Here is a 24,640-nt window from a genome sequence, read left to right as displayed (position 1 = left end):
CGCAAAAACGCCGCCGTTGCCTGCGCACGGCGGCGTTTTTACATCTGGCGGCCGCTTCAGCGCGGTCGGTGCATCAGCGCCGCAGCAAATACGCGAGCAGCACCTCGGTGTTCATCCTGACCATCTCGGCGCGCTCGTCGGTGTCGGTGAAATCGCGGCCGAGCGTCGCGGCGAGCGTGAAGCGGTTCGACACGATGTAGTAGCCGAGCCCCGACAGCGTCACGTAGAAGCGCAGCGGATCGACGTCGGTGCGGAACAGCCCGGCCTTCTGGCCGCGCGTCAGCACGTTGCCGAGCTTCGCGACGATCGGCGACATCATCTCGCGGATCCGCGTCGACTTGTGCAGGTAGCGCGCTTCGTGCAGGTTCTCGTTGTTGATGAGCCTGAGCAGTTCCGGATGGTCGCGGTAGTAGTCCCAAACGAAATGCGCGAGCCGCGTGACGGCTTCGACCGGCGCGACGCCGTCGAGGTCGAGCTCGCGCTCGGCCTCGGTCAGCGCGGAGAACGCGTGTTCGAGCACGGCCGTGAACAGCTGCTCCTTGCTGCCGAAATAGTAATAGAGCATGCGCTCGTTGGTTTCGGCCCGGCGCGCGATCTGGTCGACGCGCGCGCCGAACAGCCCTCCACTCGCGAACTCTTCGGCTGCCGCCATCAGGATGCGGCGGCGCGTACCTTCAGGATCTCTTTTGATTTTTGGCTGATTCATGGTGGCGTTTTGCTATGTGAGCCGCTTGATCCGGACCGGCACCCCCACCGCCTTGGCGCCGGCCGCCCTGGAACGGGCGCGCCGCGGGCGGCCGCCCTCCTGCTGAGCCCCTGCAAAAAAGCGGTTCGATTATGCGCACAGACGGCGTCCAGCGCAATGCGGGAAATCGGCGATAATCGAGCTTTGGCAAACCTTTCCGGCCGCGCCCGACACGGCCGAGAGCCATTCGGCGCCGCTGCGCCCGTTGTCACCGTGACCGATTCCAAAACACTCGCAGATCGCATCGAAGATCTGCTTCCCCAGACGCAATGCACGAAGTGCGGCTATAACGGCTGCCGCCCGTACGCCGAGGCCATCGCCGCCGGCGACGCGAACTACAACCAGTGCCCGCCCGGCGGCGCCGAAGGCATCGCGCGCCTGTCGAGCCTGCTCGGCAAGCCGGTGATTCCGCTGAACCCCGTCAACGGCAGCGAGCATCCGCGCGCGGTCGCCTTCATCGACGAAAGCCTGTGCATCGGCTGCACGCTGTGCATGCAGGCGTGCCCGGTCGACGCGATCGTCGGCGCGCCGAAGCAGATGCACACGATCATCGAGTCGCAGTGCACGGGTTGCGACCTGTGCGTGCCGCCCTGCCCCGTCGACTGCATCGCGATGCTGCCGGTGACCGGCGATCGCACCGGCTGGGACGCGTGGTCGCAGGAACAGGCCGATGCCGCGCGCGAGCACCATGACCTGCGGCTCGCCCGCCAGCGCCGCGAACGCGAGGCCGCCGAAGCGCGCGCCGCGGCCCGCCGCGCGGCCAGTGCCGCGAAGCCGGCAGCGGCACCGGCGGAAGCGCAATCCAGCGCGCCGGCCGCCGCACCGGCCGCGGACGACGCCGAAGCGAAGAAGCGCGCGATCATCGCCGCCGCGCTCGAACGGGCGCGCAAGAAGAAGGAAGAACTGTCCGGGCAAGACACCGGGCCGAAGAACACCGAAGGCGTGAGCGCGGCCGTCCAGGCGCAGATCGACGCGGCCGAGGCGCGCCGCAAGCGGCTCGCCGAACAGCAGGCCCAGCGCGACGCCGAAGCGGCGGCCGCGAGCGGCAACGACGAAGAGAACGACGCAGGCAACGACGGCCCGGGCGGCCCGTCCGCACCGCCCGACCAGAACGCTCCATGAACGCCAGCAAACGACACGCGATCTACGAAACGCTGCAGAGCCTCAATCCGCATCCGACCACCGAGCTCGAATACTCGACGCCGTTCGAGCTGCTGATCGCCGTGATGCTGTCCGCGCAGGCGACCGACGTATCGGTCAACAAGGCGATGCGGAAGATGTTTCCGGTCGCGAACACCCCGCGACAAATCGTCGCACTCGGTGAAGAAGGTGTCACCGAGTACATCAAGACGATCGGCCTGTACCGCACCAAGGCGAAGAACGTGGTCGCGACGTGCCGGATCCTGCTCGACCGCTACGACGGTGAGGTGCCGGCCGATCGCGAAGCGCTCGAAGGGCTGCCGGGCGTCGGCCGCAAGACCGCGAACGTCGTGCTGAACACCGCGTTCGGCCAACCGACGATCGCGGTCGACACGCATATCTTTCGCGTCGCGAACCGCACGGGGCTCGCGCCGGGCAAGGACGTGCGCGCCGTCGAGGCCGCGCTCGAGAAGTTCACGCCGAAGGAATTCCTGCAGGACGCGCACCACTGGCTGATCCTGCACGGGCGCTACGTGTGCAAGGCCCGCAAGCCCGAATGCTGGCACTGCGCGATCGAGCCGCTGTGCGAATTCAGGCCGAAGACGCCGCCGCCGAACGAGTGACGCGCCAGCGCGGCTGACGTGCCGCAGACCGCCCGGCGCCAGGCGGCCGGACGCTCGATGCACGCCCCATCGGCCGCGGCTCCGCCGGCAAACCGCAGCCGCGACAATGCGTAGCCACCTGCGCCATCGCCCTCGCTTTCCGCTTCCAGACTACGCATTGGACGTCGCGGTCGCGTCGTCGGCCGCCGCACCGCCCGCGCGCACGAGCGCCAGCACGGCCGCCAGAATCGCGACGCCGCCCGCCCACTGCAACGGCGACAGCGCTTCGCCGAACAGCAGCGCCGCCAGCGCGACCGTCACGACCGGTTCGAGCGTCGACAGCATCGACGTGCGCGCGGCCCCGAGCCGTTCGAGCCCGGCAAAGAACGCGAGCATCGCCGCGACCGTCGACACGAGCGCGATCGCCAGCATCGATGCCCAGCCGCCGGCCGTCGCGGGCCAGCGCGGCGGCGCGCCGAACGCCGCGGTCCGCACGACGGCGATCGCCACGAGCGTCGCGGTGGCCGACAGGCAGATGACCGCGGTGGTCGCGAGCGGATCGACGCCGCGTGTCGCCTTCGTGCCGCCGACGATGTACAGCGAATAGATCACCGCGGCGGCCAGCGCGAGCGCGATCCCGAGCGGCTCGCCGTGCCCGCCGCCGACCATCAGCGCCGAACCCGCGACGCACAGCACGAGCGCGACGGCCTTTGCGCGCGTGAGGCGCTCGCCGAGCCACCACGCGGCCAGCAGCGTGACGAAGGCCGGATACAGGTACAGCAGCAGCGCGACGAGGCTCGCCTGCGCGTGCTGCAACGCGCTGAAATAGCAGAACGACTGCCCGACGTAGCCGAGCGCGCCCATCGCCACGAGCGGCGCGAGCGCGCGCCCGCGCGGCCATGCGACGCGGCGATGCCGTGCGATCGCGGCAAGCACCGCGCCGCCGATCGCGAAACGCACGATCAACAGCCCGAGCACGTCCACGCCGGCCGCGTACGCATAGCGGCCGAAGATCGCCATCGCGCCGAACGCGGCGGCGGACAGCGCGACGTAGAGCGTGCCCTGCAGGGCGGCGGACGACGGGTGGGCGGTGGCGGTCATGAAGGAACGGGCGCGAACGGCGTGGCGGCGGAAATCGTCGGAGTGTAACGGTGCGGCGGCGGCGAGCCTAGCCCGCGCTTACCCGTTCCGTGGCGCCGGCAGCGCGCCGTGGCAACCGGCCGGCGCGGCATTACCTGCGCGGCCCGCGGGCGACCGCCGCTGCCACCGCGCGCCCCGCTCCCGCCCGCCGCCAGCGCCGTCCGCCGACCCGGCGTACAATGCGCGACGCGGCATCACGCCGTCCGAATCACGACGTTTCCCCACCATGTTCAATCCAAGCCGCGACGAAGTGCGTCGCTTTTTCACCGAGACCTGGCGCAAGCAGCGCGCCGGCGAGATCCTGACGCCGCTGGAAGCGATCGCAGCCGACTGGATCGTCGAGCATCCCGAATACCACGACGAACTCGCCGACGCCGATGGCGCGACCGCACGCGAGTACACGCCCGAGGAAGGCCGCACGAACCCGTTCCTGCACCTGTCGATGCACCTCGCGATCAGCGAGCAGCTGTCGATCGACCAGCCGCCCGGCATCCGCGCCGCGCACGACAAGCTGGCGGCAAAGCTCGACTCGACCCACGAAGCGCAGCATTCGATCATGGAATGCCTCGGCGAGACGATCTGGGAAGCACAGCGCACCGGCACGCCGCCCGATACCGACGCGTACCTGCAGCGCATCCTGCGCCGCGCATCGCGCGACTGAGCGCCACGACACCGGCCCACGGGCGCCGGGTCGCGGACAAAAAAATACCCCGCCGAGGCGGGGTATTTTTGCTGCGCGAGCCCGTCGGGCCCGTCGCGCTTACTTCTTGAACACGAGGTCGGTTTCTTTCAGCGACTCGATGTAGGCCGCGATGTCCTTCATGTCGCTGACCGACAGGCTCTGCACCTGTGCCTGCATGATCGCGTTGTTGCGACCGAGCAGCGGATTCGTCAGGCCCATCTGGTACTGTCGCATCGCCCACACGAGGTAGTCGGCATGCTGGCCGGCGAGGCGCGGATATTCGGCGTTGATCGGCTTGTTCATCTGCGCGCCGTGGCAGGCGGCACAGTTGTGCGATTCGACCAGTTCCTTGCCCTTCGTGGTGTCCGCCGCGTGCGCGGTACCGATCGCGAGGCCGGCCGCCAGTGCAACCGCCGCCGTCTTGAATGCGTTGTTCATGAATGCTCCTGTCCCGCCGGAGAGATCGGCGGCGCGCGCTTACTTGTAGGGGTTGTCCTTCGAGTCGGCCTTCTGGGCAGCGTAGTACGCCGCCAGATCCGCGATGTCCTGGTCCGTCAGCGAACCGGCGACCGCATTCATCGACGGGAAGTGACGATCCTTCTTGCGATAGGCCTTCAGCGCGTTCTCGAGGTATTGCTGGTTCTGGCCGCCGAGGACAGGCACCCGGTAGACCTCCGGGTACGCCGCGCGGTAGTCCTGGATGCCGTGGCAACCGATGCACATGGCGGCCTTGCTCGCCCCGTCCTTCGGGTTGCCGACCACACCGGCCGCCTGCGCGCTGCCCGCGAGCGCCACGAGCGCTGCGACAACGACGTGTTTGCCGACGAATTTGTTCATAGCTCTTGTAACCTAGCTTGAGGGGAAACTGGCGCCGAAGCGGCAACGGCCCGCGCCGTTTTGCTTATCAGGTCGCCACGCAGGCCAAAAAAAACGGCCAGATTGTACCGCGTCGGCGGGGAACGCGTCCATACGGCGCCCCCGGTTCGCCCCGCCACAGTCCCGCAACGATACGCGGGCGCGGCCCAACCGGACAGCCCTTCTGACTTATACTGGGTTTTTTTCCCCGATTGAGAAGAGCGCCGCCATGCGTTTCGAAGGGTCCTCGCACTACGTCGCCACCGACGATCTGAAGCTCGCGGTCAATGCCGCACTGACGCTGCAACGCCCGCTGCTGATCAAGGGCGAGCCCGGCACCGGCAAGACGATGCTCGCCGAGGAAGTGGCCGCCGCGCTCGACATGCCGCTGCTGCAGTGGCACATCAAGTCGACCACCAAGGCGCAGCAGGGCCTGTACGAATACGACGCGGTGTCGCGGCTGCGCGATTCGCAGCTCGGCGACGCGCGCGTGAAGGACATCTCGAACTACATCGTCAAGGGCGTGCTGTGGCAGGCGTTCGATGCCGACCACCCGAGCGTGCTGCTGATCGACGAGATCGACAAGGCCGACATCGAATTCCCGAACGACCTGCTGCGCGAACTCGACCGGATGGAATTCCACGTGTACGAGACGCGCGAAACGGTCCGCGCGAAGCACCGCCCGCTCGTCATCATCACGTCGAACAACGAGAAGGAGCTGCCCGACGCGTTCCTGCGCCGCTGCTTCTTCCACTACATCCAGTTTCCCGACCCGGCGACGATGCAGAAGATCGTCGCGGTCCACTTCCCGGACATCCGCGAGGAGCTGCTGCGCGCGGCCCTCGAGAGCTTCTTCGAATTGCGCGGCGTGTCGGGCCTGAAGAAGAAGCCGTCGACGTCCGAGCTGCTCGACTGGCTGAAGCTGCTGCTCGCCGAGAACATCCCGGCCGACCAGTTGCGCGGTGTGGACGCGAAGCAGATCGTGCCGCCGCTCGCGGGCGCGCTGCTGAAGAACGAGCAGGACCTGAGCCTGCTCGAACGGCTCGTCTACATGAACCGGCACAACCGGTAATCCTCCCCCACCCGCGAAGGCCCGGCCATGCTGCTCAATTTCTTCTACGCGCTGCGCGCAGCCAAGCTGCCCGTCTCGGTGAAGGAATACCTGACGCTGCTCGAATCGCTGAAGGCCGGGCTGATCTCGCCGTCGATCGACGCGTTCTACTTCCTCGCACGGATGACGCTCGTCAAGGACGAGCAGTACTTCGACAAGTTCGACCAGGCGTTCGGCGCGTATTTCCACGGCGTGTCCACCCTGCCGTCCGAAGCGTTCGACATTCCGCTCGACTGGCTCGAAAAGCGCCTCGAGCGCGAGCTGTCGCCTGAGGAAAAGGCGCAGATCGACGCGATGGGCGGGCTCGACAAGCTGATGGAGCGTTTGAAGGCACTGCTCGACGAGCAGAAGGAGCGCCACGAAGGCGGCAACAAGTGGATCGGCACCGGCGGCACGTCGCCGTTCGGGCACGGCGGCTACAACCCGGAAGGCGTGCGCATCGGCGGCCCGTCGAACGGCAACCGCACCGCGGTGAAGGTGTGGGAAGCGCGCGCGTACCGCGACTACGACGATTCCGTCGAGATCGGCACGCGCAACATCAAGGTCGCGCTGCGGCGGCTGCGCCGCTTCGCGCGCGAAGGCGCCGCCGAGGAGCTCGACCTGCCCGGCACGATCCGCAGCACCGCCGCGAACGCGGGCTGGCTCGACCTGCGGATGGTGCCCGAGCGCCACAACAACGTGAAGGTGCTGATGCTGCTCGACGTCGGCGGCTCGATGGACGACCACATCAAGCGCACCGAAGAGCTGTTCTCGGCCGCGAAGGCCGAATTCAAGCACCTCGAATTCTTCTACTTCCACAACTGCGTGTACGACCACCTGTGGAAGAACAACCGCCGCCGCCACTCGGAGCGCACCGCGACGTGGGACGTGCTGCACAAGTTCACGCCCGACTACAAGCTGATCTTCGTCGGCGACGCGACGATGAGCCCGTATGAAGTGCTGCAGCCCGGCGGCTCGGTCGAATACAACAACCCGGAAGCCGGCGCCGTATGGCTGCGCCGCCTCGCCGACCAGTTCCCCCATCATGCATGGCTGAACCCGGAGCCCGAGCGGCTATGGGAATACCGGCAGTCGGTCGCGGTGATCCGCGACCTGCTCGGCCATCGCATGTATCCGCTCACGCTCGCTGGCCTCGAAACCGCGATGCGCGCACTCAGCAAGTAACGACACCCACCAAGACACGAAGGCCGCGTCCGAGCGGCCTCCCCCCGGAGATAGCATGAACCCCTCGCCCACCGCGAGCGCCAGCCGCGCCGGCGGCCGCCGCTTTTTCGCCGATACCTCCGTCTCGGCCCTCGTCGCCGGCTTCGTCGCGATGATGACGGGCTACACGAGTTCGCTCGTACTGATGTTCCAGGCCGGCCGCGCCGCCCACCTCACCGATGCGCAGATCTCGTCGTGGATCTGGGCGCTGTCGATCGGCATGGCGCTGACGACGATCGGCCTGTCGCTGCGCTTTCGCGCGCCCGTCGTCGTCGCGTGGTCGACGCCCGGCGCCGCGCTGCTGATCGCGTCGCTGCCCGGCGTGCCCTACCCCGAGGCGATCGGTGCGTTCGTCGTCTGCGCGGTGCTGCTGACGGCCGTCGGCGTGAGCGGGCTGTTCGACACGCTGATGCGCAAGATTCCTGCCGGCATCGCCGCCGCCCTGCTCGCGGGCATCCTGTTCGAGATCGGCATCGAGATCTTCCGCGCCGCGCAGTTCCAGACCGCGCTCGTGCTCGCGATGTTCTTCACGTACCTGATCGTCAAGCGGCTCGCGCCGCGGTACGCGATCGTGACGACATTGATCGTCGGCACGGCGGTCGCCGGCGGCCTCGGCCTGCTCGACTTCAGCGGCTTTCATATCGCGTTCGCGAAGCCCGTGTTCACGATGCCGGCCTTCTCGATCGCGGCGATCGTCAGCATCGGCATCCCGCTGTTCGTCGTCGCGATGGCATCGCAGAACGTGCCGGGCATCGCGGTGCTGCGCGCGGACGGCTATCAGACCCCGTCGTCGCCGCTGATCGCGACCACCGGCCTCGCGTCGCTGCTGCTCGCACCGTTCGGCTCGCACGGCGTCAACCTCGCGGCGATCACGGCCGCGATCTGCACGGGCCCGGAAGCGCACGAGGATCGCGCGAAGCGCTATACGGCCGCCGTGTGGTGCGGCACGTTCTACCTGATCGCGGGGATCTTCGGCGCGACGATCGCCGCGCTGTTCGCGGCGCTGCCGAAGGCGCTCGTCGTGTCGGTCGCCGCGCTCGCGCTGTTCGGCTCGATCATGAGCGGCCTCGCGAGCGCGATGCAGGACGTGAAGCAGCGCGAAGCCGCGCTCGTCACGTTCATGGTCACCGCGTCGGGCCTCACGCTGCTGTCGATCGGCTCGGCGTTCTGGGGGCTCGTCGCGGGGATCGTCACGCAGGTGATCCTGAACGCGCGCCGCCCGGCATGACGCGGCACGGCGCCCGCCACTGCGGCCATCGGACACGCCAGAACGTGCGCGACACGAATCGGGCCTAGAATAGCGGATCGGAGGCGGTGCCCGGCGCCGCCTCGCTTCGCCGCCGCGCTCGCGCGGCCCGTGAGAACCCGGCGCCTTGCGCCCTTCTTCCGAATCGCCATGACTACCGCACTCGACCAGCTGAAGCAGTACACGACCGTCGTCGCCGACACGGGCGATTTCCAGCAGCTTGCGCAATACCAGCCGCAGGACGCGACCACGAACCCGTCGCTGATCCTGAAGGCCGTCCAGAAGGATGCGTACAAGCCGATCCTCGAGAAAACCGTCCGCGATCACCGCAACGAAAGCACCGATTTCATCATCGACCGCCTGCTGATCGCATTCGGCACCGAGATCCTGAAGCTGATCCCGGGCCGCGTGTCGACCGAGGTCGACGCGCGCCTGTCGTTCGACACGCAGCGCTCGATCGACAAGGGCCGCGAGCTCATCAAGCTGTACGAAGCAGCCGGCATCGGCCGCGAGCGCATCCTGATCAAGCTCGCGTCGACGTGGGAAGGCATCCGCGCGGCCGAAGTGCTGCAGAAGGAAGGGATCAAGTGCAACATGACCCTGCTTTTCTCGCTCGTGCAGGCCGCCGCCTGCGCGGAAGCCGGCGCGCAGCTGATCTCGCCGTTCGTCGGCCGCATCTACGACTGGTACAAGAAGCAGGCCGGCGCAGAGTGGAATGAAGAGAAGGACGGTGGTGCGAACGATCCGGGCGTGCAGTCGGTGCGCCGCATCTACACGTACTACAAGACGTTCGGCTACACGACCGAAGTGATGGGCGCGAGCTTCCGCACGACCAGCCAGATAACCGAACTCGCCGGCTGCGATCTGCTGACGATCAGTCCCGATTTGCTGCAGAAGCTGCAGGACAGCAACGACACGGTCACGCGCAAGCTGTCGCCGGAAGCGCTGCAGGACAAGCCTGCCGCACGCGTCGCGATCGACGAGGCAGCGTTCCGCTTCCAGCTGAACGACGACGCGATGGCGACCGAAAAGCTCGCCGAAGGCATCCGCGTATTCGCCGCCGATGCGGTGAAGCTCGAGAAGCTGATCGACTCGCTGCGCTAAGTCGCAGCACGCGTCAGCGGCTGTCAGCAACACTGACAACAGCCGTCAGCAAGCAGCCGCACACGGCCGCGAACGTCATGTTCGCGGCCGTTTTATTTTTCATTCCATCGTCAAGCACGCGCACTACAATCCACGTCACGGGTGCGCCGGCCGCCTCCCGATACACCCCTTCCCAGTCAGTCTTGCACGGTGCCGAACCCGCGCGGATGCGCAGGCCGGCCCATTACAGGAGACAACGATGCAAGTTCAACCGTACCTGACGTTTTACGGTCGTGCCGACGAAGCCCTTCAGTTCTACGAAAAGGCGCTCGGTGCAAAGACGATGTTCAAGATGCACTTCAAGGACGCGCCGCCGAATCCCGACTACCCGATGACGCCGGAGATGGCCGACAAGGTGATGCACGCGAGCTTCACGATCGGCGACTCGATGATCATGTGCTCGGACGGCGACTGCAGCCAGCCCGGCGGCGGCATGCACGCCGGCTATTCGCTGTCGCTGAACCCGGCGACGGTCGAGGAAGGCCAGAAGCTGTTCAATGCGCTCGCCGACGGCGGCGAAGTGACGATGCCGTTCGGCAAGACGTTCTGGGCGCTCGGCTTCGGGATGGCGAAGGATCGCTTCGGCGTGCACTGGATGGTCAACGTCGAAGACCTGTCGCAGCGCGAGAACCTCGCGGAGCGCGCGGGCCAGTAACGCACGCGTCAGCCGCCCGGACACCGCGCCGCCGCGGTGCCCGGGCGGGCTCGTCATTTGCGCAGCACCTCCGCCAGCGCCTGCTCGAGCGTGCCGTTCGAGCGGCACGCGACGCGCGCGCCCTTCTGCTTGCCGGCCGCGACCACGCCGGCCATGCCCGCAACGTCGATCGACACGGTCACGCCCTGCGTCGCCTCGTCGACGCGCGTGACGACCTTCAGCGTGTGCGTCACGTTCGACGTCTGCTTCAGTTCGGAACAATCCAGAAAGTTGCCCGCGTTCGGGTAATCGGCATACGCGGCGGCAACGAGCCCCGCGTCGCGATCGCTGACGCGCACCGCGAGCTTGTGGTCCGCATAGAACTGCGCAACCGCCGCCCACACTTCGTCATACTTGCGATTGCCGATCACGATGCGCGATGCGGCGTCACCCTTTGACGCGTCGGACGCACCGGACGCATCGTCGGCGGCATCGTGTTTTTCTTGCGGCGCATCGCGCGCCGCATATCGCTGCCCGGGGCCGTACACCGAAATGCAGCCGGCGAGCGCCGCGCACAGCACGGCGGCCGACAAGATCGTTTTCATCGCGGCCCGCCGTCAACGGTAGTACATGTTCGCGCAACCGGCGAGCAGGATCGGTGCGACGAGCGCCCACATCAACAGGATTCTCATCGTGCGCCTCACCTGTAGTACGCGTTGACACAGCCGGCCAGCGCCACGCAGCACATGGCCATTACCCAAACCCAAATCTTCGTCATTGCATCCCTCATATAATCGGATCGTGTGGAGATCGAATCGCCCGGTACAGCCGGGCGGGACGCATTATTGGCAAGCGGGCCACACGCCATCCAATCGGTCTTGCACCGATTTTCGCCACGGCGCGGCCGCCCTAGAATCGCTTGGAGATCGGCGCAAACGGGCGCACGGCCACACGCGGTGTTCGCGGCGCACCATGCAAAACGCCCGCGACTTGCGTCGCGGGCGTCGTGTCGAAACTGCAACAGAAGATGGGGGAATCAGCCCTCGACGACGTCGAGATAGTCCTCCGGCCGCGTGCGATCCTCCGCATGCGCCATGCCCATCACGCGCACCAGCACGCTCACCACCACCGCCACCACCAGGTTCACGACCAGCGACCACACGGCCGCGTAGCCGGGAATCGCGAGACCGAACAGGTGGATCGTGAAGATCGAGCTGGCGAGCTTCAGCGAAATCGCCATCCACGTGCCGCACACGATGCCGGCCGCCCAGCCGGCCAGCAGGCCCCGATGGTCGAGCACGCGCGTATAGAGGCCGAGCACGATCGCGGGCAGCGTCTGGATGATCCAGATCCCGCCGAGCAGCTGCAGCTGGATCGCGTAGGTCAGCGGCAGCCCGAGGATGAACGCCACCGCGCCGACCTTCACGATCAGCGACACGAGCTTCGCGACGTGCGTCTCCTGCTCGTGCGACATGTTGCGGTTCACGAACTCGCGGTGGATGTTGCGCGTGTACAGGTTCGCGGCCGCGATCGACATGATCGCCGCCGGCACCAGCGCGCCGATGCCGATCGCCGCGAACGCGACGCCGACGAACCACGACGGGAAGTACTCGAGGAACAGCGCGGGCACCGCGAAGTTCGGGCCGAATGCCTTGAAGTACGGCGCGTACTGCGGCATGTCCTTCACACCCGAGGCCAGCGCCATGTAGCCGAGCAGCGCGAGCAGGCCGAGCACGAACGAATACGCGGGCAGCATCGCCATGTTGCGGCGGATCGAGTTGCCGGACGACGACGACAGGATCGCCGTCACCGAGTGCGGATACAGGAACAGCGCGAGCGCCGAGCCGATCGCGAGCGTCGCATACGCGCTGTAGCCGTTCAGGCTCATCGCGTCGGGCGCCTTCAGCAGCAGCTTCGCGGGCGGCACGCTGGCGAAGATGTGCCCGAAGCCGCCGAGCTTCGCCGGGATCACGATGACCGCCGCGGCGATCGTGATGTAGATCAGGATGTCCTTGACGATCGCGATCATCGCGGGCGCGCGCAGCCCCGACGTGTACGTGTAGGCGGCGAGGATCGCGAACGCGATGATCAGCGGCAGGTCGCCGACGAAGCCGGTCGTGTCGAAGCCGAGCGCGCCGATCACCACTTCGATGCCGACGAGTTGCAGTGCGATGTACGGCATCGTCGCGAGGATGCCCGTCACCGCGATCGCGAGCGCGAGCATCCGGCTGCCGTAGCGCGCGTTGACGAAGTCGGCGGCCGTCACGTAGCCGTGCCGCTTCGCGATGCTCCACAGCTTCGGGAACACGACGAACGCGAACGGGTAGATCAGGATCGTATAAGGCAGCGCGAAGAAGCCCATCGCGCCGGCACCGAACACGAGCGCGGGCACCGCGACGAACGTGTAGGCCGTGTAGAGGTCGCCGCCGAGCAGGAACCACGTGACGATCGTGCCGAAGCGGCGGCCGCCGAGGCCCCATTCGTCGAGATGGGCGAGATCGCCGCGCCGCCAGTTCGCGGCCAGGAAACCGATGATCGTGACGCCGATGAACAGCAGCACGAAGACGAAGGTTGCGCCGAGATTCATCGTGCACCTCCCTGCGGGCCGCTCGCCTTCCACGCGTTCTTGGTCTTGAAGTACACGAACGCGGTAATCACCGCGCTAATGAAGACCCACAGCAGCTGGTACCAGTAGAAAAACGGAAAACCGAACAACTGCGGTTCGATCTTGCTGTACGACGGTACCCAGACCATCGCGATCAGCGGCAGTACCAGCAGCCAGAGCCAGCGCTTGGCGGCCCGGTTGGCGTCGGCATCGTGAGCCATGACGTCTCCTCATCTTTCCCGGTTATCGATCTTGTTGAGCGGGTACGGCGCCGAGAGGAGCGCAAAACGGGTAGGCTGCGGCTCCCCTGGCTTCGCGCCAGTATAGGAGCCGCGAGCACGCGGTCAAGCGGGGGCGAACCCGAGGTGATCCGCCCCTTGTCGCGTGGTTGCACCGGCATGCCGCCGGTGCATGAAGCGTCAGATCGCGAACGCGGTGTCGCGTGCGCCGGTCGTTTCTTTCAAGGCTTTCACCCACTTGCGTGCGGGCAGCTTCAGCGTGTCCTCGATCAGCTTCGCACGCTCGTCGAGTTGGGCAAACGACACGTCGAGCGCGGGGCCCGAGAACGCGATCGCGATCCGGTTGCCGTCGTGCACTTCCGGCAGTGCGATCACGCGGTGATCGAACGCCGCGTTCAGGTGCTTCATGTTGCGCACGAAGCTCGGATGATCGCCGAACAGGTTGATCGTCGCGATGCCCGCGTCGGCGAGGCAGCCGCGCACCGCGCGGTAGAACGCAACGCTGTCGAGCACCGGGCCGCGCGCGGTCGCGTCGTACAGGTCGACCTGGATCGCGCCCGTCGTGCCGCGGTTGGCCGGATCGTTGACGAAATCCCATGCGTCGGCTTCGTGCACGGCAAGGCGTGCATCGTCGGCGGGCAGCGCGAACATCGTGCGCGCGGCGACGATCACCGCCGGGTTCAGCTCGACGGCCTCGACCTTCGCTTGCGGCAGGAAGCGGTGCGAGAACTTGGTCAGCGCACCGGTGCCGAGCCCGAGCTGGACGATCCGCTCGGGCGTTTCGAGGAACAGCAGCCACGCCATCATCTGCTGTGCGTATTCGAGCTCGATATGCAGCGGCTTCGAGATCCGCATCGCACCCTGCACCCATTCGGTGCCGAAATGCAGGAAACGCACGCCGCCCTCTTCCGAGAACGTGACGGGGGCGAAGCGCGGCTTGCGCGGTGCTTCCAGCACCGGCACATCGTCGTGTTCGTCGATTTCCGGACGGCGCTTCACGCGCGGCGGCTGGAGTTTTTCGGAGCCGTTGTACGCGGACGGCTTGCTGCGCTTGGACGCGCGCGCCTCGGCGGACGCGCGCTTGATCAGTCGGGTCATGTGTGAATCTCGCTGGGTGAAGCTGGTTTTAGCGGACGAGAGGATAGCATTGGCGGGGATTCTGCCGCCGGATGGACACGCGTCCCGCGCTTCGGTGCAATTGCCGTCGTGTCACTTCGCCGGAATTGCGCTGCTCGATGGCGCGAAAGCAAGACCTCGCCGCCTGGCCGATTCTGTCGCACGCCCCGTTCGTCGCGCCAACGCACGGACACGCTCGCACCGCTCCGGAAATATTCGGTAATCCACGCATGCCGGCAGCCGCGTCAAACGGCCCGCCTGTCGCTCGTCACTGCGCCCGCGACACGCTATGCTCCGGCGTCGGCCACACGCCGCGACGCTTTAAATCTTACGGATTACAAACAAAAAAACGAGAGACCCCATGACACAGAAAACACGCCTGGCACACGCCGGCTACGCAGCCGCATTGAGCGGCACCCTGCTGCTCACCGCATGCGGCGGCGGTGGCGGCGGCGACAGCAACGCGTCGAGTACGCCCGCCAGCAATCTCAGCGCCAACCAGCAGAACTACGAAAGCTTCGCGCTGGCCGCGAACGGCGGGCTGCACTACCTGCACGCGCAACTGTCGATCTCCACGTCGAGCAGCGGAGCGGTGAGCATCGGTCAGGGCAGCTATTTCTATGCGGAAGATCAAAGCCTCGCGCAAAGTCCGTCCGGCGGACCGCAGCCGTTGACGAAAGGCCTGTCATCGGTCTCTGCGTCGCTGCCCGTGCCGACGCTGGCCGACCCGCGTTATGTCGTCAACGGTGCGGTCGTGACGAGCACGCAGGAACAGGTCAGCTACAGCGGCGCGAACGTCCAGCTCACGGACCTCGCTGCGGACGGCCATACCGCTGCGATGACGATGCTTGGCACGAATTACACGATCGTGCCGCTGTCCGGCACGATCGCCGGCTCGCCGGCCGAACTGTTCGACGACAGCGCGCTGGGCGTCATCACGAACACGATCAACGGCACGTCGCTGTACAACAAGCAGGCGACGTGGCAATCGGGCGCCGCCTACATGAAGGTCACGCGCCAGGTGGTTGGCGACACGGTGCTGACCGGCGACTGCGCCGCACCGCAAACGACCGGCACGACCCCGACGCCGTGCAGCACGACGGCATCGACGCTGGAAGCGTTCTTCCCGTACACGAGCACGGCGGACAACAAGACCTACAACCTGAGCGACGGCCAGATCGTCACGCTCGCGGGCGTCCGTGCATGGGTCGCCCACGCGGCACTCGATGCGCCGACGACCGAGTATCGGGTCTTCTATCAGAACAACGGGCAGATCGACATCGGGACCGTGATCCGCGACGGCACGATGCTCGCGATCGCGCCCGCCGGCAGCACGACGCCGCAGAACTTCTACATCCTGCTGAACGGCGCGGCGGTCCAGTCCGTGAAGGCCGCGATCACGTTCTGACGCAGCGTCGTATTCCCGGCGCGCGTGCGTCGATGCGAACAGCGGCGGACGACTCGCCGCCGTTCGCATGACGGGGCGTGGGCATGGCCGCTGGGGCGCCGTACCGGGATCGGATAGCGGCGCACAATACGATCAGGTGCGCGCCTGGCGTCGAGGAGGTCCCATGGAGTCGACCGACAAGAAGATCTGGTTTCCGGCGAAACGCTACGGCTGGGGATGGGGGTTGCCGGTCGCGTGGCAAGGCTGGGTGGTCCTGCTGCTCTTCGTGATCGGGATCGTGGTGGTGGCGACGCATGTCTCGCCCGCCCAATCACCGCTGGCGTTCGCGGCATGCATCGTGGCGCTGGTGGCCACGCTCACGGTCGTGTGCTGGCTCAAAGGCGAAAAGCCGAAATGGCGCTGGGGCAAGGACGAATAAGCGACGATCCGACAAATCGTCAGGCACGAATCCCGTGCCACTGCGCGAGCTTCTGCTCGAACGACAGCATCGCATTCGCCGGGCTCGACGATGGCAGCACGAGCGTGTCGTACCCCGCTGCACCGATCACCTCCGCAAACCGCCCCGCCGTCTTGCCGTTGAAACACACGCGCTTCAGCAACGGCGCATGTTCCCTCAACGCATCGAAATCGTTCGGCTTCGCATGCCGGATCGCCGAATCGAGGCTGCCCTCGCGATGGCACGCGGCCAGCACGTCCCAGATACCGATCCCGTGCGACAGCACGCGCTCGAGCCGCGCGTCGTACGCGAGCTCGTGCAGCCCATGCTCGCCGAGCACCGTGCCAAGCAGCCGCCAGAACTGGTTGCGCGGATGCGCGTAATACTGCGCGGCATCGAGCGAAGCCTCGCCCGGAAAACTGCCGAGTATCATCGTATGCGTATTCGCCGCGACGACCGGCGGGAAACCCCGCAGCATCACGCGCCTCCGCCCGGGCCGCCCGAACGCGGCCCGTCGCCGTGCGCATCGAGATGGCGCCACAGTGCCGGCAGCATGCATTCGGTGACCATCAACGGCTTGCCGTGACGCTGGAACACCGAGCGCCGCGCGGCGAACGAATGCGGGGCTCGCGCCCCGTCAAGCGCGTGGCTCGCCAGCGCAAACAGCGGATGGCCGGCGATCACGCGCCGGCTGACGAGCGCCGAACGCTCGACCTGCGGATCGCTGTACAGCAGCTCCGCGAGCGGCCGCGTGCGCAGCCGCCGCATCGCCTGCCACACGCCCTTGCTGGCGGAAAGCGGCGCGATGCTGTGCGCAGCGACGTACGGCGTGCCGTCGACCGACAGGATCACCTCGCGCACCCACATCGGCGCGCGCGGGGCACTGGCGACCGCGTCCGGTTCGTCGAACCACGGGCAGTCGACGGCCTCGCGCGTCACGCGCACATTCACGCGGCCAAGCCTTGCGAGGTGCGCGGTCAGCGATCCGCCGCGCGTCAGCCAGTCGCGCTGGTCGAGCGTGCAGCCAGGCCGCGGCGTCTCGCGCCAGCCGGCCTGACCGCCGTCGAATCGCATGCGCGCGTTCACGCGGCGCGCGACAGCAGCAGCGCGTTGGTCCGCTTCACGAAGCTTGCCGGATCGTCGAGCATGCCGCCTTCGGCCAGCAGCGCCTGATCGAACAGCAGATGGCACCAGTCGCCGAAATCAGCGCTGTCGGCGTTCAGCTGCTTCACGAGCGCGTGATCCGGATTGATCTCGAGGATCGGCTGCATCGCCGGCGCGTTCTGGCCGGCCGCCTTCAGCATCCGCTGCAGGTAGCCGCTCATGTCGTTGTCGTCCGCGACGAGGCACGACGGCGAATCGGTCAAACGGAACGTGACGCGCACTTCCTTCACCTTGTCGCCGAGCGCTTCCTTCATCTTCTCGACGACGGGCTTGATCGCTTCGCCCGCCTGTTCCTGCGCCTTCTTCTCCTCGTCGTTCAGCTCGCCGAGATCGAGGTCGCCGCGCGCCACGCTCGCGAGCGGCTTGCCGTCGAATTCCTGCAGGAACGACAGCATCCATTCGTCGACGCGATCGGTCAGCAGCAGCACCTCGACGCCCTTCTTGCGGAACACTTCGAGGTGCGGGCTGTTCTTCGCGGCCTGCCATGCGTCGGCCGTCACGTAGTAGATCTTGCTCTGCTCGGGCTTCATGCGCGACACGTAGTCGGCGAGCGACACGTCCTGCGCGTCGGTGTCGCCGTGCGTCGACGCGAAGCGCAGCAGCTTCGCGATGCGCTCACGGTTCGCGTGATCCTCGCCGAGGCCTTCCTTCAGCACCTGGCCGAACGCGCTCCAGAACGTCTTGTACTTCTCCTTGCCGGCATCCTCTTCCGCGTTCGCGAGCTCTTCGAGCATCGACAGCGTGCGCTTCGTCACGCCTTCGCGGATCGCCTTCACGTCACGGCTTTCCTGCAGGATCTCGCGCGACACGTTCAGCGGCAGGTCGGCCGAATCGACGACGCCCTTCACGAAACGCAGGTATTGCGGCAGCAGTTGCTCGGCGTCGTCCATGATGAACACGCGCTTCACGTACAGCTTCAGGCCGCCGCGATAGTCGCGGTTCCACATATCGAACGGCGCGTGCGACGGCACGAACAGCAGTTGCGTGTATTCGCTGCGGCCCTCGACGCGGTTATGCGTCCACGTGAGCGGATCCTGGTGATCGTGCGCGATGTGCTGGTAGAACTGCGTGTACTGCTCGTCGGTGACGTCGCTCTTCGAACGCGTCCACAGCGCGCTCGCCTGGTTGACGGTCTCGTCCTCGTCCTTCAGGACCATCTCGCCCTTTTCCTGATCCCATTCTTCCTTCTGCATCAGGATCGGCAGCGCGATGTGGTCGGAATACTTCTGGATGATCGACTGCAGGCGGTGCGACGACAGCAGTTCGTCCTCGCCTTCGCGCAGGTGCAGCGTGATCGTCGTGCCGCGCTGCGCGCGCTCGATCGCGTCGATCGTGAAATCGCCCTCGCCCGCGCTTTCCCAGCGCACGGCCTCGCTCGCCGGCAGGCCCGCGCGACGCGTTTCGACCGTGATCTTGTCGGCGACGATGAAGCCCGAGTAGAAACCGACGCCGAACTGGCCGATCAGCGCCGCGTCCTTCTGCTGGTCGCCGGACAGCTTCGTGAAGAATTCCTTGGTGCCCGAACGTGCGATCGTGCCGAGGTTCGCGATCGCTTCATCGCGGCTCATGCCGATGCCGTTGTCGTCGATCGTGATCGTGCGCGCGGCCTTGTCGTAGCCGATGCGGATGCGCAGGTTCGGATCGTTCTCGTACAGCGCGCTGTCCGCGAGCCCTTCGAAACGCAGCTTGTCGGCCGCGTCGGACGCGTTCGACACCAGTTCGCGCAGGAAGATTTCCTTGTTGCTGTAGAGCGAATGGATCATCAGGTGGAGGAGTTGCTTGACCTCTGCCTGAAAGCTCATCGTTTCGTGTGCCATGGATGCTGTTTCCTCTTACTTGAACTTGAATGGTGTGGCGCAGGCGCCCGGCGCGCGATGCCGGCCGGGCCGTGAAAGGCGATCGCCTCGCGCTGGCGGTTTGCGCGCGTATCTGGGGACGGCACGCCCGATTTCAAGGGCGGGCATGCCGCGCCGGGTCACGACGCGCGGCGCACGGCCGAATCGATATAGCGCGACAGCAGCCCCGGCAGCGCCGGATCGCCGCAGTTCGCGACATTGAAGCGCATCCACGTCGACGGGGATTGCTGCGGCGAGAACAGGCTGCCCGGCGTCAGCAAGAAGCCGGCCTCGTGCGCGACCGCCGCGAGCGCGTCCGAATCGACGCCCGTGTCGGCCCACAGGAACATCCCGGCCGCCGGCATCGTGAAGAGGCCGAGCCCCGTGCGCTCGAGCATCCGCGCGGTCTTGTCGCGCACGCCGTCGAGCCGCGCGCGCAGCCGCTCGACGTGGCGCCGGTAGTGCCCTTCGGTCAGAATCTTGTAAAGCACGCGCTCGTTGAGCTCGGGTGTCGTCATCCCGACCAGCATCTTCTGGTCGGTGACCGCCTTGGCGATCTCCGGCGCGCACGCGACGTAGCCGACCCGCAGGTTCGCCGCGAGCGTCTTCGAATAACTGCCGAGGTAGATCACGCGCTTGAGTTGATCGAGGCTCGCGAGGCGCGTGGCCGGATAGCTCGGCGGGCACAGGTCGCCGTACACGTCGTCCTCGACGACGAGGAAGTCGTACGCCTCCGCGAGCTTCAGGATCCGGAACGCCTGCGCAGCCGACAGCGACGTGCCGGTCGGGTTCTGCAGCACCGAATTGATCACGAGCATCTTCGGCCGCCACATCTGCACGAGCGTTTCGAGCGCGTCGAGATCGGGGCCGTCCGGCGTGTACGGCATCCCGACGAGCTGCGCGCCCTGCGCCGCGAAGCGGCCGAACATCTGGAACCAGGCCGGATCGCCGACGATCACCGCATCGCCGGGCTTCACGTAGATCCGCGAGATCAGGTCGATCGCCTGCGTGATCCCCGACACCAGCACGATCTGTTCGGGCTTCGCACCGATCTCCACTTCGGCGAGGCGCGTCTGCAGTTGCTGGCGCAGCGGCAGGAAGCCCTGCGCGGTGCCGAAGCCGAGCATCTGCGCGCCGGACTGGCGCCCGAGCGCGCGCAGCGCACCGGTGATCAGTTCGCCGTCGAGCCAGCGGCCCGGCAGATAGCCGAGACCCGGCCCCTTTTCCGGGCTGACGGTGTGCAGCATGTTGCGCAGCAGCCAGACGACGTCGATCGTGTTGTGCACCGGCGCGGCCTCGGCCACGCGGGCGACACTGTCGGCCGGCTGTGGGCCGGCGGCCGTGCGCTCGCGCACGTAGAAACCCGAGCCGCGCCGCGAGTCGAGGTAGCCCTGCGCGACCAACCGCTCGTAGGCCTCGACGACGGTGAAGCGCGACACGCTCTTGTCGAGCGCGAGCTTGCGGATCGACGGCATCCGCATGCCGGGCCGGAACACGCGCTCGTCGATGCGCCGTCGCGCCCACTGGACAAGCTGGTCGACGAGCGTGAGCGTGGCCGTGTCGTGCGGCGCGGGAATCTGGGCGAGTGGAACGGTGGACATGGGCGGCAGCTCCAACTGTACCGAAGGCTATCGCGCCGATTGTACCGTTACTGTGCCGGTAGCGACGATTACAGTTGACCGGAATGGCGACCGTGCGGCCGCCGTTCCGGCCCCGCCGCACCTGGCGCCGCGCCCACCGGCCCGCATCGCGGCCGGTACGCCGGCCGGTCCGGCCACCGCCCGGCGCATCGCCTGCCCACCATGACACTTTCGCTTCCCGACCGACGTTCATGCCAGCCCGCTCCCTGACACTCGACCATCTCGTGATCGCCGCGCGCACGCTCGACGAAGGCGTACGCCACGTCGCCGACGCGCTCGGCATCGAACCGGCCGGCGGCGGCCGCCACCCGTTGATGCGGACCCACAATGCGCTGTTCGGCGCGTGGGGCGGGCTCTACCTCGAAGTGATCGCGATCGACCCCGACGCGCCGGCGCCGCACGACGGCGCAGAGCCGCCGCGTGCGCGGCTGTTCGGGCTCGACGATCCGGCCATGCACGCACGGCTCGCGCAAGGCCCGTTTCTCGCGCACTGGGTCGCGCGGGTCGACCGCCCGCGCCAGCTCGCGCTGTGGCAGAGCCAGTATCCGGCGCGCATCCCGCCGGTCGTCGCGATGCGGCGCGGCGACCTGAGCTGGGGCCTCACGGTGCCCGACGACGGCGCATTCCCCGCGTGGCAAGGCGCGGGCGACGGCCTGCTGCCGTCGCTGATCCAGTGGGACAGCGCGCGCCACCCGGCCGAATCGCTGCCGGGCGACGGCGTCGCGCTGAAGGCGCTCAAGGGCGCCCACCCTCGCGCGGATGCGCTCCGCGAGCAGCTCGACTGGCTCGGCGCCGCCCACCTGCTCGACCTCGAAGCCGCCGACGGCCCGCCCGCGCTCGTCGCCGAATTCGACACGCCGCAAGGCCCGCGCACGCTGCGCTGAGCGCCCTGCCGCCCCCTGAACTACACCAATACTTGCAACACGGAGACACCCCTCACATGAATTCGCGCGAAACCCGGGGCATGCTGCTCGGCCTCATCGGCGTGATGATCTTCAGCCTGACGCTGCCGATGACGCGTATCGTCGTCTCCGAACTCCATCCGCTGCTCAACGGGCTCGGCCGCGCGCTCGCCGCCGCGGTGCCGGCCGGGCTGCTGCTGTGGTGGCGCCGCGAACCGCTGCCGACTCGCGCGCAACTGAAAAGCCTCGCGATCACGTCGCTCGGCGTGATCATCGCGTACCCGGTGTTCTCCGCGTGGGCGATGAAATCGGTACCGGCGTCGCACGGCGCGGTGGTCAACGGCCTGCAGCCGCTGTTCGTCGCGCTGTACGCGGCATGGCTGTCGCACGAGCGGCCGTCGAAGGCGTTCTGGGCCAGCGCGGTGGCCGGCAGCGCGCTCGTGATCGCGTTCGCGCTGCGCGACGGCGGCGGCACCGTGCAGGCCGGCGACGCGCTGATGCTCGTCGCGGTCGGCATCGGCGCGCTCGGCTATGCGGAAGGCGCGCGCCTCGCGCGCCAGATCGGCGGCTGGCAGGTGATCTGCTGGGCGCTCGTCGTGTCGGCACCGTTCCTCGTGCTGCCGGTCGGCTGGCTCGCGTGGATGCAGCATGCCGCGCATCCGGGCCCGCTCGCACTGCGCACGTGGCTCGCGTTCGGCTACGTGACCCTCTTTTCGCAATTCATCGGCTTTTTCGCGTGGTACGCGGGGCTCGCGATGGGCGGCATCGCGCGCGTCGGCCAGGTGCAACTGCTGCAGATTTTCTTCACGATTGCCTTTTCCGCGCTGCTGTTCGGCGAAACGGTGACGCCGTCGACGTGGCTGTTCGCGGCCGCGGTGATCGCCACCGTGATGCTCGGGCGCCGCTCGGCGGTCGCCACCGCCGCGCGACCGGCTCGCGCCGGCTGAACAGCTGCGCCATAATGGACGTTTTGCCTGATCGGTTTTGCCCACCCGGCCGCGAAGGCTCGATCGCGCTCGTGCCTGCCCACCCGGCAGCGTCGAAGCGATTTGCCCGAACGACCTTTCTTGACTGACCACGATATCCGAACGAGGAGACTATGAATCCGAGCGACCTGCATCCGCCGCACTGGCAGCTTTCCGAACGCGCACGCAAGCTGACGAGCTCTGCAATCCGCGAAATCCTGAAGGTCACGGAACGCCCCGAGGTCATCTCGTTCGCCGGCGGCCTGCCCGCCCCTGCCACGTTCCCGGCCGAGCGCATGCGCGCCGCCGCCGATCGCGTGCTGCGCGACGCGCCGGCCGCCGCGCTCCAGTACAGCGCGACCGAAGGCTACCTGCCGCTGCGCGAATGGATCGCCGAGCGCTACAGCGTGCGCGTGTCGCAGGTGCTGATCACGACCGGCTCGCAGCAGGCGCTCGACCTGCTCGGCAAGGCGCTCGTCGATCCGGGCAGCCCGATCCTCGTCGAAACCCCGACCTACCTCGGCGCGCTGCAATCGTTCTCGCTGTACGAGCCGCGCTACGTGCAGGTGCCGACCGACGAGCAGGGCCTGCTGCCGGACGGCCTCACGCCCGAACTCACGCAAGGCGCGCGCCTGCTGTACGCGCAGCCGAACTTCCAGAACCCGACCGGCCGCCGCCTGCCCGTCGAGCGCCGCCGCGCGCTCGCCGCGTTCGCGCAGTCGAGCCCGTTCCCGGTGCTGGAAGACGATCCGTACGGCGCGCTGAACTACCGCGGCGAGCCGCTGCCGACGATGCTGTCGATGGCACCCGATCACATCGTGCACCTCGGCACGTTCTCGAAGGTGCTCGCGCCTGGCCTGCGGATCGGCTACATCATTGCGCCCGAGGAACTCCACTTCAAGCTCGTGCAGGCGAAGCAGGCCACCGACCTGCACACGCCGACGCTCACGCAGCGCATCGCGCACGAAGTGATCAAGGATGGTTTCCTCGACGAGCACATCCCGTCGATCCGCGAGCTGTACAGCGCGCAGTGCGACGCGATGCTCGGTGCGCTCGAGCGCCACATGCCGGAAGGCGTCACGTGGAACCGCCCGGAAGGCGGGATGTTCATCTGGGTGAACCTGCCCGCGCAGATCGACAGCATGAAGCTGCTCGCCACGGCCGTCGACAACCACGTCGCCTTCGTGCCGGGCGCGCCGTTCTTCGCGGACAACGCGCAGCAGAACACGCTGCGCCTGTCGTTCGTGACCGTGCCGCCCGAGAAGATCGAGGAAGGCGTCGCGCGTCTCGGCAAGCTGCTGCGCGAGCGCCTCTGATCCCCTTTTTCCTGTCACGACTCTCTACGAGGAATCGAATCCATGGCTAACGTCTACGACAAACTGAAGTCGCTCGGCATCGAGCTCCCGACCGCCGGCGCACCGGCTGCCGCCTACGTGATGAGCGCGCAAAGCGGCAACACGGTCTACCTGTCGGGCCACATCGCGAAGAAGGACGGCAAGGTCTGGGCCGGCAAGCTCGGCGCGGATCTGCAGACGGAAGACGGCAAGGCCGCCGCCCGCTCGATCGCGATCGACCTGCTCGCGACGCTGCACGCGCACACCGGCGACCTGAACAAGGTCACGCGCATCGTCAAGCTGATGAGCCTCGTCAACTCGACGCTCGACTTCACCGAACAGCACGTCGTGACGAACGGCGCGTCGGAACTGATCGCGGAAGTGTTCGGCGACGCAGGCAAGCACGCGCGCTCGGCATTCGGCGTCGCGCAGATCCCGCTCGGCGCGTGCGTCGAGATCGAGCTGATCGCCGAAGTGGCGTAACGGGCGCACCGC

At 67.3% G+C, this 24,640-nt stretch carries 26 protein-coding genes; 14 read left to right on the top strand and 12 right to left on the bottom strand.

Going from position 1 to position 24,640, the window contains the following annotated elements; genetic code table 11:
* Nucleotides 1-73: 73 nt before the first annotated feature.
* The gene (locus BDI24065_RS17385) at nucleotides 74-706 is read right to left on the bottom strand and encodes a TetR family transcriptional regulator (RefSeq protein ID WP_043189021.1); all 633 of its coding nucleotides are present in this window, start codon (nucleotides 704-706) and stop codon (nucleotides 74-76) included.
* A 156-nt stretch (nucleotides 707-862) separates the two neighbouring features.
* Here BDI24065_RS17385 and rsxB point away from each other — a divergent pair, with 156 nt between their 5' ends.
* Both rsxB and nth read left to right on the top strand, forming a co-directional pair.
* On the top strand, nucleotides 863-1,867 hold the full coding sequence (rsxB, locus tag BDI24065_RS17380) for an electron transport complex subunit RsxB (RefSeq protein ID WP_175032308.1): 1,005 nt from the start codon (nucleotides 863-865) through the stop codon (nucleotides 1,865-1,867).
* Nucleotides 1,864-2,508 (top strand): endonuclease III, encoded by a 645-nt coding sequence (nth, locus tag BDI24065_RS17375; RefSeq protein ID WP_175005501.1) that lies wholly within the window; start codon nucleotides 1,864-1,866, stop codon nucleotides 2,506-2,508. The genes rsxB and nth overlap by 4 nt, the downstream gene beginning before the upstream one ends.
* A 150-nt stretch (nucleotides 2,509-2,658) precedes the next feature.
* Here nth and BDI24065_RS17370 read toward each other — a convergent pair whose 3' ends face one another.
* Nucleotides 2,659-3,588, bottom strand: a complete 930-nt coding sequence (locus BDI24065_RS17370) for a DMT family transporter (RefSeq protein WP_175032307.1) — start codon at nucleotides 3,586-3,588, stop codon at nucleotides 2,659-2,661.
* Between the two features lie 265 nt (nucleotides 3,589-3,853).
* On the opposite strand from BDI24065_RS17370, the gene BDI24065_RS17365 reads away from it, so the two are divergent.
* A complete protein-coding gene (locus BDI24065_RS17365) occupies nucleotides 3,854-4,288 on the top strand; it encodes a DUF1841 family protein (RefSeq protein ID WP_175011641.1) in 435 nt (144 codons plus the stop codon).
* 99 nt (nucleotides 4,289-4,387) lie between these two features.
* Here BDI24065_RS17365 and BDI24065_RS17360 read toward each other — a convergent pair whose 3' ends face one another.
* Both BDI24065_RS17360 and BDI24065_RS17355 read right to left on the bottom strand, forming a co-directional pair.
* A complete protein-coding gene (locus tag BDI24065_RS17360) occupies nucleotides 4,388-4,747 on the bottom strand; it encodes a c-type cytochrome (RefSeq protein WP_011352792.1) in 360 nt (119 codons plus the stop codon).
* 39 nt (nucleotides 4,748-4,786) lie between these two features.
* Nucleotides 4,787-5,146 carry a c-type cytochrome gene (locus tag BDI24065_RS17355; protein WP_114177661.1) on the bottom strand — a complete coding sequence of 120 codons (360 nt, stop codon included), beginning with the start codon at nucleotides 5,144-5,146 and terminating at the stop codon, nucleotides 4,787-4,789.
* A gap of 247 nt (nucleotides 5,147-5,393) precedes the next feature.
* Between BDI24065_RS17355 and BDI24065_RS17350 the strand changes: the two genes are divergently transcribed.
* The 5 genes from BDI24065_RS17350 to BDI24065_RS17330 all read left to right on the top strand — a co-directional run bounded on the left by BDI24065_RS17350 (nucleotide 5,394) and on the right by BDI24065_RS17330 (nucleotide 10,522).
* Nucleotides 5,394-6,236 (top strand): AAA family ATPase, encoded by an 843-nt coding sequence (locus BDI24065_RS17350; protein ID WP_175032306.1) that lies wholly within the window; start codon nucleotides 5,394-5,396, stop codon nucleotides 6,234-6,236.
* Between the two features lie 27 nt (nucleotides 6,237-6,263).
* Nucleotides 6,264-7,439, top strand: coding sequence for a vWA domain-containing protein (locus BDI24065_RS17345; protein WP_175032305.1), 1,176 nt, complete (start codon nucleotides 6,264-6,266; stop codon nucleotides 7,437-7,439).
* 55 nt (nucleotides 7,440-7,494) lie between these two features.
* Complete coding sequence (locus tag BDI24065_RS17340) at nucleotides 7,495-8,706, top strand: benzoate/H(+) symporter BenE family transporter (RefSeq protein ID WP_175032304.1); 1,212 nt, start codon at nucleotides 7,495-7,497, stop codon at nucleotides 8,704-8,706.
* A gap of 168 nt (nucleotides 8,707-8,874) precedes the next feature.
* The gene (tal, locus tag BDI24065_RS17335) at nucleotides 8,875-9,828 is read left to right on the top strand and encodes a transaldolase (RefSeq protein ID WP_175032303.1); all 954 of its coding nucleotides are present in this window, start codon (nucleotides 8,875-8,877) and stop codon (nucleotides 9,826-9,828) included.
* A 238-nt stretch (nucleotides 9,829-10,066) separates the two neighbouring features.
* Nucleotides 10,067-10,522: a VOC family protein gene (locus BDI24065_RS17330; RefSeq protein WP_175011638.1), complete on the top strand. Its 456-nt coding sequence runs from the start codon at nucleotides 10,067-10,069 to the stop codon at nucleotides 10,520-10,522.
* Nucleotides 10,523-10,575: 53 nt separating this feature from the next.
* Here BDI24065_RS17330 and BDI24065_RS17325 read toward each other — a convergent pair whose 3' ends face one another.
* The 4 genes from BDI24065_RS17325 to BDI24065_RS17310 all read right to left on the bottom strand — a co-directional run bounded on the left by BDI24065_RS17325 (nucleotide 10,576) and on the right by BDI24065_RS17310 (nucleotide 14,443).
* Nucleotides 10,576-11,106 carry a hypothetical protein gene (locus BDI24065_RS17325; protein ID WP_175032302.1) on the bottom strand — a complete coding sequence of 177 codons (531 nt, stop codon included), beginning with the start codon at nucleotides 11,104-11,106 and terminating at the stop codon, nucleotides 10,576-10,578.
* 431 nt (nucleotides 11,107-11,537) lie between these two features.
* Nucleotides 11,538-13,088 (bottom strand): monocarboxylate uptake permease MctP, encoded by a 1,551-nt coding sequence (mctP, locus tag BDI24065_RS17320; protein ID WP_174955361.1) that lies wholly within the window; start codon nucleotides 13,086-13,088, stop codon nucleotides 11,538-11,540.
* On the bottom strand, nucleotides 13,085-13,327 hold the full coding sequence (locus BDI24065_RS17315; protein WP_059530978.1) for a DUF3311 domain-containing protein: 243 nt from the start codon (nucleotides 13,325-13,327) through the stop codon (nucleotides 13,085-13,087). The genes mctP and BDI24065_RS17315 overlap by 4 nt, the downstream gene beginning before the upstream one ends.
* A 198-nt stretch (nucleotides 13,328-13,525) precedes the next feature.
* Nucleotides 13,526-14,443, bottom strand: coding sequence for a spermidine synthase (locus BDI24065_RS17310; protein WP_175032301.1), 918 nt, complete (start codon nucleotides 14,441-14,443; stop codon nucleotides 13,526-13,528).
* A gap of 379 nt (nucleotides 14,444-14,822) precedes the next feature.
* Here BDI24065_RS17310 and BDI24065_RS17305 point away from each other — a divergent pair, with 379 nt between their 5' ends.
* Together BDI24065_RS17305 and BDI24065_RS17300 are read left to right on the top strand one after the other, a co-directional pair.
* Complete coding sequence (locus BDI24065_RS17305; RefSeq protein ID WP_175032300.1) at nucleotides 14,823-15,869, top strand: hypothetical protein; 1,047 nt, start codon at nucleotides 14,823-14,825, stop codon at nucleotides 15,867-15,869.
* A 163-nt stretch (nucleotides 15,870-16,032) separates the two neighbouring features.
* Nucleotides 16,033-16,287, top strand: a complete 255-nt coding sequence (locus BDI24065_RS17300) for a hypothetical protein (RefSeq protein WP_175032299.1) — start codon at nucleotides 16,033-16,035, stop codon at nucleotides 16,285-16,287.
* Nucleotides 16,288-16,306: 19 nt separating this feature from the next.
* On the opposite strand, the gene BDI24065_RS17295 is transcribed toward BDI24065_RS17300, so the two are convergent.
* The 4 genes from BDI24065_RS17295 to BDI24065_RS17280 all read right to left on the bottom strand — a co-directional run bounded on the left by BDI24065_RS17295 (nucleotide 16,307) and on the right by BDI24065_RS17280 (nucleotide 20,905).
* Nucleotides 16,307-16,783, bottom strand: coding sequence for a DNA-deoxyinosine glycosylase (locus BDI24065_RS17295; protein WP_174931739.1), 477 nt, complete (start codon nucleotides 16,781-16,783; stop codon nucleotides 16,307-16,309).
* The gene (locus BDI24065_RS17290; RefSeq protein WP_175032298.1) at nucleotides 16,783-17,379 is read right to left on the bottom strand and encodes a chorismate--pyruvate lyase family protein; all 597 of its coding nucleotides are present in this window, start codon (nucleotides 17,377-17,379) and stop codon (nucleotides 16,783-16,785) included. Before BDI24065_RS17290 ends, BDI24065_RS17295 begins: the two co-directional genes overlap by 1 nt.
* Nucleotides 17,380-17,387: 8 nt before the next feature.
* On the bottom strand, nucleotides 17,388-19,286 hold the full coding sequence (gene htpG, locus BDI24065_RS17285; RefSeq protein WP_175032297.1) for a molecular chaperone HtpG: 1,899 nt from the start codon (nucleotides 19,284-19,286) through the stop codon (nucleotides 17,388-17,390).
* A 158-nt stretch (nucleotides 19,287-19,444) separates the two neighbouring features.
* The gene (locus BDI24065_RS17280) at nucleotides 19,445-20,905 is read right to left on the bottom strand and encodes a PLP-dependent aminotransferase family protein (RefSeq protein WP_175011629.1); all 1,461 of its coding nucleotides are present in this window, start codon (nucleotides 20,903-20,905) and stop codon (nucleotides 19,445-19,447) included.
* A gap of 230 nt (nucleotides 20,906-21,135) precedes the next feature.
* Between BDI24065_RS17280 and BDI24065_RS17275 the strand changes: the two genes are divergently transcribed.
* The 4 genes from BDI24065_RS17275 (at nucleotide 21,136) to BDI24065_RS17260 (ending at nucleotide 24,628) form a co-directional block, all read left to right on the top strand.
* Nucleotides 21,136-21,828, top strand: coding sequence for a VOC family protein (locus BDI24065_RS17275; RefSeq protein WP_175032296.1), 693 nt, complete (start codon nucleotides 21,136-21,138; stop codon nucleotides 21,826-21,828).
* A gap of 56 nt (nucleotides 21,829-21,884) precedes the next feature.
* The gene (locus BDI24065_RS17270) at nucleotides 21,885-22,793 is read left to right on the top strand and encodes a DMT family transporter (protein WP_175011627.1); all 909 of its coding nucleotides are present in this window, start codon (nucleotides 21,885-21,887) and stop codon (nucleotides 22,791-22,793) included.
* A gap of 152 nt (nucleotides 22,794-22,945) precedes the next feature.
* Nucleotides 22,946-24,127: a PLP-dependent aminotransferase family protein gene (locus tag BDI24065_RS17265; protein ID WP_175032295.1), complete on the top strand. Its 1,182-nt coding sequence runs from the start codon at nucleotides 22,946-22,948 to the stop codon at nucleotides 24,125-24,127.
* 42 nt (nucleotides 24,128-24,169) lie between these two features.
* Entirely contained in the window at nucleotides 24,170-24,628 is a 459-nt protein-coding gene (locus tag BDI24065_RS17260) for a RidA family protein (protein ID WP_006478174.1), read from the top strand.
* The last annotated feature ends 12 nt before the right edge of the window (nucleotides 24,629-24,640 follow it).

This window comes from Burkholderia lata (assembly GCF_902499025.1).
GTDB lineage: Bacteria > Pseudomonadota > Gammaproteobacteria > Burkholderiales > Burkholderiaceae > Burkholderia > Burkholderia lata_C.
The sequence above is the reverse complement of the archived record's forward strand: the minus strand, read 5'-3'. Positions and strand labels throughout refer to the sequence as shown.